Source organism: Imbroritus primus, assembly GCF_964332355.1.
Taxonomy (GTDB): domain Bacteria; phylum Pseudomonadota; class Gammaproteobacteria; order Burkholderiales; family Burkholderiaceae; genus Imbroritus; species Imbroritus primus.
Window position 1 is genome coordinate 1,231,008 of the sequence record NZ_OZ201293.1, and the last position, 13,400, is coordinate 1,244,407.

At 65.0% G+C, this 13,400-nt stretch carries 11 protein-coding genes; 1 reads left to right on the forward strand and 10 read right to left on the reverse strand.

Annotated features, from left to right (window positions below; translation table 11 throughout):
* Nucleotides 1-28: 28 nt before the first annotated feature.
* The 4 genes from chrA to glpK form a co-directional block, all read right to left on the reverse strand.
* Complete coding sequence (gene chrA, locus ACQ3C8_RS05670) at nt 29-1,381, reverse strand: chromate efflux transporter (RefSeq protein ID WP_428852774.1); 1,353 nt, start codon at nt 1,379-1,381, stop codon at nt 29-31.
* Between the two features lie 88 nt (nt 1,382-1,469).
* On the reverse strand, nt 1,470-1,865 hold the full coding sequence (locus ACQ3C8_RS05675) for a hypothetical protein (protein ID WP_428852775.1): 396 nt from the start codon (nt 1,863-1,865) through the stop codon (nt 1,470-1,472).
* The gene (locus ACQ3C8_RS05680) at nt 1,858-3,516 is read right to left on the reverse strand and encodes a glycerol-3-phosphate dehydrogenase/oxidase (RefSeq protein WP_428852776.1); all 1,659 of its coding nucleotides are present in this window, start codon (nt 3,514-3,516) and stop codon (nt 1,858-1,860) included. Before ACQ3C8_RS05680 ends, ACQ3C8_RS05675 begins: the two co-directional genes overlap by 8 nt.
* Before the next feature lies 1 nt (nt 3,517).
* Nucleotides 3,518-5,104 carry a glycerol kinase GlpK gene (gene glpK, locus ACQ3C8_RS05685; protein ID WP_428852777.1) on the reverse strand — a complete coding sequence of 529 codons (1,587 nt, stop codon included), beginning with the start codon at nt 5,102-5,104 and terminating at the stop codon, nt 3,518-3,520.
* Between the two features lie 299 nt (nt 5,105-5,403).
* Here glpK and purU point away from each other — a divergent pair, with 299 nt between their 5' ends.
* On the forward strand, nt 5,404-6,267 hold the full coding sequence (gene purU, locus ACQ3C8_RS05690; RefSeq protein ID WP_009522365.1) for a formyltetrahydrofolate deformylase: 864 nt from the start codon (nt 5,404-5,406) through the stop codon (nt 6,265-6,267).
* Nucleotides 6,268-6,272: 5 nt separating this feature from the next.
* On the opposite strand, the gene dinB is transcribed toward purU, so the two are convergent.
* The 6 genes from dinB to ACQ3C8_RS05720 form a co-directional block, all read right to left on the reverse strand.
* Nucleotides 6,273-7,388 (reverse strand): DNA polymerase IV, encoded by a 1,116-nt coding sequence (gene dinB, locus ACQ3C8_RS05695; protein ID WP_428852778.1) that lies wholly within the window; start codon nt 7,386-7,388, stop codon nt 6,273-6,275.
* Nucleotides 7,385-8,626 carry an O-antigen ligase family protein gene (locus tag ACQ3C8_RS05700; RefSeq protein WP_428852779.1) on the reverse strand — a complete coding sequence of 414 codons (1,242 nt, stop codon included), beginning with the start codon at nt 8,624-8,626 and terminating at the stop codon, nt 7,385-7,387. The genes dinB and ACQ3C8_RS05700 overlap by 4 nt, the downstream gene beginning before the upstream one ends.
* Complete coding sequence (locus tag ACQ3C8_RS05705; protein ID WP_428852780.1) at nt 8,623-9,363, reverse strand: glycosyltransferase family 25 protein; 741 nt, start codon at nt 9,361-9,363, stop codon at nt 8,623-8,625. The genes ACQ3C8_RS05700 and ACQ3C8_RS05705 overlap by 4 nt, the downstream gene beginning before the upstream one ends.
* A gap of 169 nt (nt 9,364-9,532) precedes the next feature.
* On the reverse strand, nt 9,533-11,464 hold the full coding sequence (locus ACQ3C8_RS05710) for a TRAP transporter large permease (RefSeq protein WP_009522370.1): 1,932 nt from the start codon (nt 11,462-11,464) through the stop codon (nt 9,533-9,535).
* Nucleotides 11,461-12,087 carry a TRAP transporter small permease subunit gene (locus ACQ3C8_RS05715; RefSeq protein ID WP_009522371.1) on the reverse strand — a complete coding sequence of 209 codons (627 nt, stop codon included), beginning with the start codon at nt 12,085-12,087 and terminating at the stop codon, nt 11,461-11,463. Before ACQ3C8_RS05715 ends, ACQ3C8_RS05710 begins: the two co-directional genes overlap by 4 nt.
* An 81-nt stretch (nt 12,088-12,168) precedes the next feature.
* Nucleotides 12,169-13,302: a TRAP transporter substrate-binding protein gene (locus tag ACQ3C8_RS05720; protein WP_009522372.1), complete on the reverse strand. Its 1,134-nt coding sequence runs from the start codon at nt 13,300-13,302 to the stop codon at nt 12,169-12,171.
* Nucleotides 13,303-13,400 lie beyond the last annotated feature (98 nt).

Sequence of the window (13,400 nt, forward strand, 5' to 3'; positions counted from 1 at the left end):
TGTTTGGCGCGCCGTTGTTTCGAGGCGGTTACGCGGCCTGCATGGCTGGCAACAGGGTCAGCGCCAATCCGACCACGGCGCTAGCAAGGATCACCGGAATCACGCCCACGCGATACCGCACCAGGGCGATGGCCGCGCAGAGGCCAATGGCGGCCGACCACCAGTCGAAACTGCCGCCGTTGGGCCACAGTACATGGTAGGCAAAGAACACCGCCAGGTTGACGATGACGCCGACCACCGCCGCCGTGATGGCTGTCAGGGGTGCCGTCAGGGACAGGTTGCCGTGCGTGCTCTCGATGAATGGGCCGCCCAGCAGGATGAAGATGAACGACGGCAGGAACGTGAAGTAGGTCACGACACAGGCGGCCAGGATGGCTGAAGCCAGCGCGTGCTCGGTGCCCAGGAAGGTCGTCGTCCAGCCGCCCACGAAACCGACGAAGGCGACGATCATGATCAGGGGCCCGGGTGTGGTTTCGCCGAGCGCCAGCCCGTCAATCATCTGGGCGGCGCTGAGCCACTGGAAGTGCTCGACCGCGCCCTGGTAGACATAGGGCAGCACCGCGTAGGCACCACCGAATGTCATCAGGGCGGCCTTGGTGAAGAACCATCCCATCTGCATCGGCACGCCGCGCCATCCGTATGCCAGCCCAAGTACCAGCATGGCCACCGCCCACAGGCCAAGCCCTGCGAGCAGGACCAGCGTGAAGCGCCGCCAGGTGAAGCGCGTGTGCGGGGCAATGCCGGCCACATCATCGAGCAGGGCGCTGGGTGCCGCTGCGTGGCCTGTTGTGCCGTGGCCGCTCTCGCCACGGAACACGCCGGGCGCGAGGCGGCTGCCGGCGTAGCCGACCAGGGCGGCGACCGCGATGATGACCGGGAAGGGCAGGCGCAGCGCGAAGATCGCCACGAAGGCGGCGATGGCGATGCCCCACAGCCAGGCGTTCTTGAGCGTGCGCGTGCCGATGCGCCACGCCGCTGCGATGACGATGGCGGTGACGGCCGGCTTGATGCCATAGAGCACGCCCGAGACCGCTGGCACATCGCCGAAGCGCAGGTAGATCCAGGTCAGCAGCATCAGCAGGAACAGCGAGGGCAGTACGAACAGGCCGCCAGCGATGACGCCGCCCCAGGTGCGGTGCATGAGCCATCCGATGTAGGTGGCGAGCTGCTGGGCTTCCGGGCCAGGCAGCATCATGCAGTAGTTGAGGGCGTGCAGGAAACGTTTTTCCGAGATCCAGCGTTTCCGGTCGACCAGGTCTTCATGCATGATGGCGATCTGGCCAGCCGGCCCGCCAAAACTGATGAACCCGAGGCGTAGCCAGTACCAGAAGGCCTCGCGGAGCGGCACTGGGCGGACGGATGCGGGCGGCACTTGGGTCATGGGGCGGATCTCCGGGCATGCTGGAACCGGGGGGGCGGGCGCCAACGCTGTGGCTGAGCGTCCCGCCGATGTGGGGAGGAGGACGGCGTCAGCCGGCCATGTCATCGTCTTCGTCGAGAAAGTCGCGGCGCAGCAGCCAGTTGCGGATCGCTTCGTCGCATACCTTCTTGAGGCGGCCCTTGTCGCCGGGCGGGTCGAACAGCTGGAAATTGACCAGCGCCATGCCGATGTCGGTGATGTAGAACATGCGTGCGGCGTCGTCGAAATGCACGATGCGGCCATCCACATCGACTTCATCGGATTCCTCGTCATCCGCCGGCATGTCTTCCAGCTCGACCACGCGGCAGGAGAAGCGCGGCGTCTGGGTATGTGTCAGATACTCGAACTCGTCGTGCATCACTTCGCCTCCCTTGCCCGTGGTGATGGCAAAGCCCCAGATGAAGCGCGGGGTCGGCAGGTCAGACAAGTCGTCGATCTCATCCATTGTGTTCTCCAGCAGAGATGATTGCGTCAGCCGTATTATCGCCTGTCGCATCGCCCTGCAGGCAGTTTTGCGACGGATTGCCATAAATTTGCGCCGTGGCCGCAAACGTCGCCAGCTGTCCGGTGATCCACTCCGGTCCGTGCTCCAGCTCGTCGGCGAGAATGCGCGCCACGGCTGGCGCGGCGGCACGGGCGCTGGCAGCGTCCAGCAGCAGCAGGCGGCAGCGGCGGGCCAGCACATCTTCGACGCTGCGCGCCTGCTCATAGCGCGCGGCAAAACGGACATGCGCCTCGGTCAGGCCGCCGCCACCCGTCAGCGACACATCGGCCCCAGGGAGTGCGAGCAGGTGCGGCGCATCGGTGCCATAGACGTTGCCGGCGCCTTCCGGTGCCCCATGCAGGCGCAGATGGGCCGTGCGGCACGGACGCGGCGGCAGCAGGCCATGGCGGATCGCATGGTCGATTGTGTCCTCGGCCATGCGCCGGTAGGTGGTCCACTTGCCGCCGGTAATGGTCAAGAGACCGCCGGGCGACATGCGGATGGCATGCTCGCGCGATACCGCGCGCGTCGGCATGTCTGCGCCGGCGCGCACCAGTGGCCGCAGCCCGGCCCACATGCTGGTGATGTCGTCGCGGGTCGGCGGTGCGGCGAGATAGCGTGCGGCGGTCGACAGGATGAAATCGATTTCCGCCTCCCCCGGCACTGGCTCCAGCGGCAGGTCGCTGCGCGCCGTGTCGGTGGTGCCGAGCAGCGTGTGTCCGCCCCATGGCAGCATGAACAGGATGCGGCCATCGTTGGTACGCGGGACCAGCACGGCGTGTGAGCCGGGCAGGAAACGGCGCGGTACCACGAGATGCACGCCCTGGCTGGGTGCAACCATGGGCAGCGCGGCCGGGTCCTCGAGACGGCGGATGGCGTCGACCCACACGCCGGTGGCGTTGATGACACAGTCCGCCACGGCATGCAGGCGTTCACCGCTCTCGGTGTCCTCTAGCGCCACACCGCAGACCAGTCCATTGCGCACCGTCAGCGCACGCACCGCCATGGCGTTGAGCGCGGTCCCGCCAAGATCGATGATGGTGCGCATCAACGCGATGGCCAGCCGCGCATCGTCGAATTGTCCGTCGTAGTACAGCACGCCGCCTCGCAACGTGCCTTGCGGTCCGCGCGCGGCGAGCCCTGGCGCGGCGGACTGCGCTTCGCTGGCGGACAGGATGCGGCTGCCTGGCAGGCTGTCGCGGCCGGCCATGGCGTCGTAGAGCTTCAGTCCTGCGCCATAGAAGGCCGTGTCGAGATGGCTGTAGGATGGCACCACGAAACCGAGCGGCCACACCAGATGGCTGGCGTTGTGCAGCAGCAGCTCGCGTTCGCGTAGCGATTCGCGTACCAGTCCGATATTGCCCTGGGCCAGGTAGCGCACGCCACCGTGAATCAGCTTGGTGGCCTTGCCCGACGTGCCCTTGGCGAAATCATGGGCTTCGACCAGCAGCGTGCGATAACCGCGTGATACGGCGTCGAGGGCCGTACCCAGACCAGTGGCTCCGCCGCCGATCACAATCACATCCCAGCGCTTGTGCTGGCGGATTTCGTCCAGTAGGGCGGTACGGTCGATGGGCCGAGGCGGCGGCGTTGCAGTGAGGACGGCGCGCATGTCAGGGTGTCTCGTGTAACGGTGCGCCGGTATCGGGTGCTGGCGGTGTAGCGGCATCCTCGCGTGCCCAGTCACGCGCGCGGTCAACGGCACGATGCCAGCGGGCGCGCACGGCTGCACGCTGATCGGCGGACATGGCCGGCTCGAAACGCCGCTCGGCGTGCCATTGCGCGGTGAGTTCGGCGGTGTTATGCCAGTATCCGGTGGCCAGGCCAGCCAGGTAGGCCGCGCCGAGCGCCGTGGTTTCCGTCACGCGGGGGCGCACCACGGGCGTGCCGAGCAGGTCGGCCTGCATCTGCATCAGCAGATCGCTGCGTGCAGCGCCGCCGTCCACACGCAGTTCGGCCAGTGGAATCGATGCGTCGAGCTGCATCGCGTCGAGTACGTCCACGCTTTGCAGGGCAATGGCTTCAAGCGCCGCACGGGCGATCTGCGGGCGGCCGGTGCCACGTGTCATGCCGATCAGCGTGCCGCGTGCATACGCATCCCAGTAAGGCGCGCCAAGTCCGGCAAAGGCCGGCACCAGCACCATCCCGCCGGTATCGGTGCACTGTCGCGCGAGTGTTTCGGCTTGCGCCGCGCTGTCGATGATGCGCAGTTCATCGCGCAACCACTGCAACGTCGCGCCTCCCATGAACACCGAACCCTCGAGCGCGTATGCAGCCTGGCCATCGACCTGCCAGGCGACAGTGGACAGCAGGCGGTTGCGCGACGGCACGGGCGCGGTGCCCGTATGCATGAGTACGAAGCAGCCGGTGCCATAGGTGTTCTTGGCCATGCCGGGCGTGAGGCAGGCCTGGCCGAACGTCGCTGCCTGCTGGTCGCCGGCAATGCCGGCAATCGGGATGGGGCCGCCGAACAGGTCGGGCATTGTGTGGGCCACCGTGCCACTGGACGGCACAATCTCGGGCAGCAGGCCGGGTGGAATGTCGAGCAGCGCCAGCAGCTCGGGATCCCATTGCAGCGTATGGATATTGCATAGCAGTGTGCGCGAGGCATTCGAGACATCGGTCACGTGCCGTTGCCCGCCGGTCAGTTGCCAGACCAGCCAGCTGTCGATGGTGCCGAAGGCGAGTTCGCCGCGCAGGGCGCGGGTGCGTGCATCGGGAATGTGGTCGAGTAGCCAGCGCAGCTTGGTGCCAGAAAAATAGGCGTCGATCACCAGTCCGGTGCGTGCCTGGAATAGCGGGCCATGCCTTTCGGCCTGCAGCGCGCTGCAGAAATCGGCGGTGCGCCGGTCCTGCCAGACGATGGCCGGCGCCAGCGGTTGCCCGGTCGCGCGGTCCCACAGCACGGTCGTTTCGCGCTGGTTGGTGATGCCAAGGGCGCTGATGCGCTGCCACGGTACGCCGCTGCTGCGCAGGACCTCGCGGGCCACGTCGAGCTGGCCCTGCCAGATCGCCAGCACGTCATGTTCCACCCAGCCCGGTTGGGGGTAATGCTGCGCAAACTCGCGCTGCGCGCTGGCGACAATCGTCCCGGTCCGGTCGAACAGCATGGCCCGCGAGCTGCTCGTGCCCTGGTCGAGCGCCAGCACGAGCTGGCCGTCGGGCACGGCTGGGAGGGGTGACGGCGGCGGGCGGGACATGCAGAACCTCCGTGGTGGCCTGTCGGCAATCGAATGGAACGGTGCTCACAGGAGCGGACCGCATACGCCATGCGCGTCCGTGTCCCCGCATGGCGCCAGCGCATTGCGTGGGACGCCGCGCTATGCGGGGTGTCCGGTGCGCGCGTTTCATGTGCGGGCACGCCCTAGCGTAGCGAAGTCCGCCGGCGGGGACAAGCGGGCGCCGGTGGATGCCTTTATGCCAGCAAATGGCCGGCAACTTGCTATCATGTGCGGTTACCGCGATTGATTCGCACCAATCCGACCCAAAGATACGATTTATGAGCACCCCAGGCTTTATCCTGACGCTGTCCTGTCCCGACCGTCCCGGCATCGTGCATGCCGTGTCCGGCCTGCTGTTCGAGCAGCAATGCAATATTCTCGATTCGGCGCAGTATGGCGACGCTTTCACCAACCGCTTTTTCATGCGCGTGCATTTCGCCGTGGACCAGGCCACCGGGCTGGAAGCCCTGCAGGCTGCATTTGCGCCCGTGGGCGAGCGCTTCGGCATGGACTGGAACATCTACGATGCGGGTGTGCGGCCGCGTGTGCTGATCATGGTGTCCAAGATCGGCCACTGCCTCAACGACCTGCTGTTCCGCGCCAAGTCGGGCGGCCTGCCGGTAGATGTGGCGGCCATCGTCTCGAACCATCGCGATTTCTACCAGCTGGCCGCTTCGTACGACGTGCCGTTCCTGCATTTTCCGCTGCTCGGCGCGACGCCCGAGCAGAAGGCGCAGCAAGAAGCCAAGGTGTGGGAAGTGGTGCAGGAGCAGAACATCGACCTGGTGGTGCTCGCGCGCTACATGCAGGTTCTGTCCGATGACCTGTGCCGTAAGCTGGCTGGCCGCGCCATCAATATCCACCATTCTTTCCTGCCGAGCTTCAAGGGTGCCAAGCCGTACTACCAGGCGCACGACCGTGGCGTGAAGCTGATTGGCGCGACCGCCCACTATGTGACCGCCGAACTGGACGAAGGCCCGATCATCGAGCAGGACGTCGCCCGTGTCGATCACAGCATGGAACCTGACCAGCTGACCTCGATGGGCCGCGACGTGGAATGCGTGACGCTGGCCCGCGCCGTGCGCTGGCATGCCGAGCATCGCATTCTGCTGAACGGCCACAAGACCGTGGTCTTCCGCTAAGCGTTTCAGGCGACTGGTGCCGGTGGCTCGCCAAACAGGCCGAGCTGTGCGGTATCTCCCGCTTCCACCAGCCGCACGCCCGCGCCCAGCAGACGTACCGGCCGGCGATGCCGCTGCCAGCCGGTGTCCAGCAGTTCACCGAACACGGCCGGCGTGACCTCGCCATGCACGGTTTCCACCGTCGTCTGCCGGAAATTGTCGAACTTGATCTTCACGAACGCCTTGTGGACCAGCGGTCCTGCCGCTGCACGGGCGATGCGCTGCGTCAACAGCGGCAGCAGTTCGGCCAGCGCCGCCTGGCAGGCCTCGGGTGTCGCCAGGTCGACGTCGTAAGTGGTTTCCACGCTGATCGACTTGCGCGGCAGGTCTGGCGAGACAGGGCGCTCATCTTCTCCACGGCACAGGCTGTGCAGGCGCAGGCCGAAGGCGCCGAAGGTCTGCTGCAGATCGAGCTTGCTCCAGCTGCGCAGGTCGCCGCATGTCTTGATGCCCAACCGCTCGAGACGCGCCGCGGTGACCCGCCCGACGCCATGCAGCTTGCCGACCGGCAGGGCTGCGACGAACCCATCTGCGTCCTGCGGGCGCACTACGTAGAGTCCATCCGGCTTGTTCCAGTCGCTGGCGATCTTGGCGATAAACTTGTTCGGGCCGACGCCAGCCGAGGCGGTAATCCCGACTTCCTGCCGGATGCGCGTGCGGATTTCCTCTGCCATGAGCGTGGCGCTGCCACGGCAATGCGGGCTGTCGGTGACATCGAGGTAGGCTTCGTCGAGCGACAGCGGCTGCACCAGGGGCGTGTAGTCGCGGTAGATGGCCAGAATGGTGCGCGAGGCCACGCGGTACTTGTCCATGGACGGCGGCAGGATCAGCAGGCCGGGGCAGCGCTGTACCGCCTGCGCTGATGACATCGCCGAGCGCACGCCGTAGCGGCGCGCGACGTAATTGCAGGTAGCGATTACGCCGCGCCGGTCCGGCTGGCCGCCGACCGCTAGCGGGAGCTCGGCAAGCGCCGGGTTGTCGCGCATTTCGACGGCTGCGTAGAAGCAGTCGCAATCGCAATGGATGATTTTCCGGGTGTGCTTCACATCGTTGCTGACAGCGCTGCCGATTCCCGGGTTCACACCGTGCGATCGGGCTTGCCGGAATAATTCAAGGCCAGCATGATACCCATCCACGCCAGGATGAAGCGACCTTCCGAGAAGGTGGAGAAGTGCGAGCTGGTCAGGCTGGTGGCGCACCATGCCGCAGTTACCGCCAGCCCGAGCGCGCGATAGGGTTGCGATACCCGGCGGAAGGGCGCGGCCACCAGGATGGCGAACAGCAGCAGGAGGCCTGCGATGCCCTGTTCGACCCAGATCTTCAGGTACTGGTTATGCGGATCGGCCACGTCTACTGCCTGCCAGCCTTGCTTGTCCTTCACCAGTTCATGGTAGGCGGTCTTGAAGCTGCCCGTGCCGTAGCCGCGCAGCGGGCGCGCTTCCAGCAGGGTCAGCGTGTGCTGCAGCATGACGACGCGGATGCCCATCGATGTCAGTTCGGGGGACTGCCGGTACGTCTCCATCTCGTGCACGCCCTGCATGATGCGGTCGCGCGTGGCCGGGATGGTGGCGAGCGCCGCGCACACTGCGATAAACAGGGCACCGGCCAGCAGCAGCTGGCGCAGTCCGAGCGGCGCGCGCGTCCAGGTCATCGGCAAGGCGGCTGCCAGGACCAGCAGCACCACGTAGCCGCTGCGTCCCGGTGTCACCAGGGCAATATTCAGCAGCAGTCCGGCCAGCCCGGCGAGTAGCAGCAGGCGCAGGCGCCGGTCCATGCGGTGCCAGCCTTCGCGCAGGAGAATCACGATGCAGAAACTGGTGACGGCGAACATGATGCCCTGGGTGGCATGATTGCGGATGGCGATACCGAGATCGAGCTTGTACAGGGGCACGCCCAGTCCCCACGAGACAAACGATGCCACCATGCAGGCCAGCACTGCGCCTACCAGCCAGTGCACCACCCGTGCCTTCCACGCACTGTCGTCGAACAGGGCGGCGCCGAGTGGCAGCAGCAGGATCTTGCGCCAGCCGATGACGGCCTGCCAGGCATCGGCTGGCGGGGCAACGCTATAGGTCGCGGCAAGGGCGATCAGGAGCGCCAGTGCGATGGCAGCCGCGACCATCGGTTCGCGTGCCACCACGGCAAGCCGGCTGCGGATGTCATGCGACACGATGGCGACGGCGAACAGCAGGCCTTCGAACAGGTTAACCAGCGGTGGCGAAAACAGCAGCGCCAGCACCAGTGCGATCATCAGCGTGCGCGCCAGCGTCACCGGATCGCGCAAGCCGCCGCGCGGCTGTGAAAAAGCGGCTGGGGTCATGACCGTCTCCAGTGCGAAAGCCATTCGCGCAGGCGACGGCGGCGGAACTTGTTCCAGCGGTAGCGCAGACGGTTGTACAAGTGGGAATGCTTGAGCCGGTTGCCGTCGAGCGCAGTGGTGAACATGCCGGTCACGCTGCCTTGTTCCACCAGCGGTACACGGCTCCAGTACTGATCGATGCCCTGCTCCTGGTCGATACGGTTTTGCAGGTGGTCGGCCGGCAGGTCGATGAGATGGGTATCCAGCCATGCCAGCCGCCGGGCCATGGCATGCGCATCGACGACATAGCCTTCGGCAGTGGGGATGGGCATCGGGAACAGTGGCGCGGATTCGCGGAAAAAAGCATCCGGCAGCTTGGCGTCGGCCCCGCCGAGAAAGACCAGGTAGCCAGGCGGCAGGCGATCTGCTGCTTGCAGCGCTGTGGCGAGGCCGGCCGCAAAGCCCGGCACGAGCAGGACATCATCCTCGAAGACCAGGATACGCCGGTGGCCATGGGCGACGCCGTCGCGCCATGCGGCGATGTGCTTGAGCACCAGCGACTGGTGCGGTGGGCGCAGCCTGTCCGGGACGAAGCGTGCACGCTGGGCGTCCGTCAGGTCGGGGACATCATGGTCGAAAATGAACTGAAAGGCGATGCCGTGACGATGCAGTTCGCCTTGGATGTGGGCAATCCGGTCGGTGTAGGTCTTGACGGTCAGGACGTACACCGCGTCTACCAGCTGGTTGACTTGCGGCAATTGGTGCGCTTCCTCTGCACATGGAATCAGGCGTAACTATACCTGACCCGGGGCCGCGTTCCGGACGCCCAGAGAGGTGGGCAGGCGGTCCTGAGCAGGCTGGACCGGATAGTGTGGAAGCGGCGTCACGCACGTGCGACCGTGCGTGACGCGCTATGCCCAGCACAGCTTACTTGTACAGCACCGAAGGCAGCCAGAGGCCGATTGCCGGGAACATGTACAGGAGGATCAGCGCAATGATCTGGATGCCCATGAATGGCATCATGCCCGCGAAAATCTGATTCAGCGTGACATGCGGCGGCGCCACGCCCTTGAGGTAGAACGCCGACATCGCGACCGGCGGCGAGAGGAAGGCGGTCTGCAGGTTGATGGCGACCAGCAGCCCGAAGAACAGCGGATCGATGTTGAAGTGCGCCAGCAGCGGAATGAAGATCGGCATGAAGATGACGATGATCTCGGTCCACTCCAGCGGCCAGCCGAGCAGGAAAATGATGATCTGCGCCATGATCATGAACTGCAACGGCGTCAGGTCCATCGACAGCACCCAGGCTTCCACCAGCGCCTGCCCGCCGAGCAGGGCGAAAGCTGCCGAGAAGATCGACGAGCCCACGAACAGCCAGCACACCATGGCACTGGTCTTGGCGGTCAGGAACACCGATTCCTTCAGCACCGGCATGGTCATCTGGCGATACATCAGCGCCAGCAGCGCACCGCCCAGCGAGCCGATGGCCGCGGCCTCGGTCGGCGTGGCAAAGCCGAACACGATCGAGCCAAGTACTGCGAGGATCAGGATCGCCAGTGGAAAGAACGAAGTCAGCAGCATCTTGAAGACTTCAAGCTGGGCGAAATTGAAGAAGGCGTAGAAGATCAGCAGGCCGACGGCAGCAACTGCAAAGGTGATCCACAACCAGGTCGGCACTGGCTCGCGCGCTGCTTCGTCGCCCGCGGCTGCGGTCTCGTTGGCTGTCGTGGCGTCGGCTGGGGCAGCTGGCGGGGCATCCGCTGCGGCTGCGGCCGGCGGCGTTGCGGCTTCCTGTGCCACCTCCGTGGCGGTTCCGGACTCCGGTGGCGGGGCCAGGCTGTCCAGCTCCTCGTGTGCCTCGTCCTGGATGCCCCCACCCATTTCGACCAGGCCTTCGGTCGAGACGATGCGCGCGGGTGCAGTCACGCCTTCGTAGGTCAGGCCGAGCATGCCGACGATGACGATGAACGGCAGCAGGGCGATCAGCAGTTGGCCGGCGGCCTTGCGCCGCCAGCTCTGGCCAGTCGTGCCCACGGCGCGGACCAGCGAGGGCAGGGCACGGCTGCTGAACATGCGTTCGATCGCGGCGAGGAAATCCGGCAGGGGCACCTTACGCTCGCTTTCCGAGAGCGGCGGGGCGTATTCCGGCTTGAGCTTGGCGATGAGCATCACATAGCCGACATACAGTCCTGCGAGCATGATGCCGGGGAAGAATGCGCCCGCGTATAGCTGCACCACCGATACCCCGGCAGTGGCGCCGTACACAATAAGCAGCACGGACGGGGGGATCAGGATGCCCAGGCAACCGCCCGCCGTGATCACGCCGGCCGTCAACCGGATGTTGTAGCCCGAGTTGAGCATGGCCGGCAGTGCCAGCAGGCCCATCAGCGTGACCACTGCGCCCACGATGCCGGTGGCGGTGGCGAAGATCGCACAGGTGACCAGCGTTGCCACCGCGAGCGAGCCCGGAACGCGGGCCAGCGCGAGGTGCAGGCTCTTGAACAGCTTGGCGATCAGGTTGGCACGTTCGACCAGGTAGCCCATGAATACGAACAGCGGGACCGAGATGAGCACATCATTGGTCATCACCGCGTACGTTCGCTGCACCATCAGGTCGAGCGTCTGCTGGATGGCCAGATCCGGATTGGCATGCCGGTAGGCCAGCCAGGCGAAGAACACACCCATGCCCATCAGCGTAAAGGCCGTCGGAAAGCCGAGCATGATGGCGATGACGATCAGGGCCAGCATGAGCAGGCCCAGGTGGCCATTGGTGATGTTCTCGGGCGAGGGCATCAGGTACGCCGCCAGCGCGACGACCAGTGCCATGATGCTAAAGCCGAACCACAGTTCCTTTCTCATGACATCCGTCCTCCCGCTTGAGGCGCGGCATCGCCATGGGCGGCCACATCCACCATGTCGTCGTGCACGCTCTCCTTCAGTTTTTCGACGTCCACTTCCTCGACGTCATCCTCGCGGCGCGGCCAGTCGCCCACCCGGATGCAGATCACGCAACGGATGATCTCCGCCACGCCCTGCAGCAGCAGGAAGGCTCCGGCAATCGGGATGACGAGCTTGAATGGATAGATTGGCGGGCCGTCTGCCGCAATCGATGAGCGCTCGTTCTGTGCCAGCGAATCGCCGAAGAATTCCCAGCCGGCCCAAACCAGCGCGATGATGCCGGGAATGAAGAACACGACGTAGAGCACCAGGTCGATGCTGGCCTGGACGCGCGGCGTAAGAAAGCCGTACAAGATGTCGCCGCGGACATGGCCTTTCTTGGCCAGGGTGTAGGCGCCTGCCATCATGAACAGCGTGCCGTACATCATGTTGCTGACATCGAACACCCAGGCGTGCGGTTCACCGAGTGCGTAGCGGGAGAAGACTTCGTAGCTGATCATCAGCGTGAGGCTGACGATCAGCCACGCGAAGATCTTGCCAACGAAGGTGCTGATGGCATCGATACAGAGCAGGAATTTTTGCATGGCCGTCTTCAGTGTGTCGGGAAACTGCCTCCCGGCACGGGGCCGGAAGGCAGGTCGTACAAAACACGAAGCCGGTCAGGCTCAGGTCTTTTTCGAGAAGTAGCGCGTCTGGGCCAGCCGGAAGTCGACCAGCGTGTCGCTCTGCCAGCGTGTCGTGCGCTGCGCGAAGGCCTTCATCGAGGCGTTGACCTTCTTGAACATCGGGTTCTCGGCTTCTTTCTTCTTGACCACTTCGTCCCAGGTCTTCAGCTGATCCTGCAGGATGGCGTTTGGCGTGGCGTAGAACTTCACGCCTTGCTTCTGCATAGCCTCATAGTCCTTGGAGTAGCGGTCGATGGCTTTCCACGACATATCGGCCGACGACGCTTCCACGGCATTGTTGATGATGGCCTTGAGCTTGGGCGGCAGCGCATCGAACTTGCTCTTGTTGAACAGGATTTCGAAGGTTTCCGAGCACTGGTGGAAACTGCGCAGCATGCAGACCTTGGACACATCGGGGAAGCCCAGCACGCGATCGGAACTGGCATTGTTGAATTCCGCCGCGTCGAGCAGGCCGCGATCCATGGCCGGCACGATCTCGCCGCCCGGCAGCGCGTTCACCGCCGCGCCCATGCCGGAGAAGATGTCGATCGACAGGCCGACCGTGCGGAACTTGAGCCCTTTCATGTCCTCGGCCTTGGTCACCGGTTTCTTGAACCAGCCGAGCGGTTGCGTCGGCATTGGGCCGTACAGGTAGGACACCACGTTGAGATTGAGGCCCTTGTAGATCTCGGCCATCAGTTCCTTGCCGCCGCCGTACTTGTGCCAGGCCAGGACCATGTTGGGATCCATGCCCCAGGCCGGACCCGAGCCCCACAGCGCCAGGGCGGAGTTCTTGCCGTACCAGTAGGCGCATACGCCATGGCCGCCATCCAGCGTACCCTTGCTGACCGCGTCGATCAGGTCGAAGGCCTTGACCACCGCACCGGCGGGCAGCAGTTCGATCTTCATGTCGCCGCCGGTCATGTCGTTCACCTTGGTGACGAAATCGGCGGCGTACTCATGGAAAATATCTTTTTGCGGCCAGGTGCTTTGCCAACGCATCGTAACCGGGCCCTGGGCCTTGACGATGCTTGGAAAACCCATTGTGGCGGCACCGGCTGCCGTGGCGACGCTTGCACTACCGAGAAACTTGCGGCGAGAATCGCGCCCCTTCCTGGACTGATCTGCTGACATGCTACCTCCTCGTGGCTGGATGGAAACACACATGCAGGGCTATGACGGGCCCTGTCTTCTGTGTCCGTTCGGTCCCACAGCTGGCGCATCTGACCTTC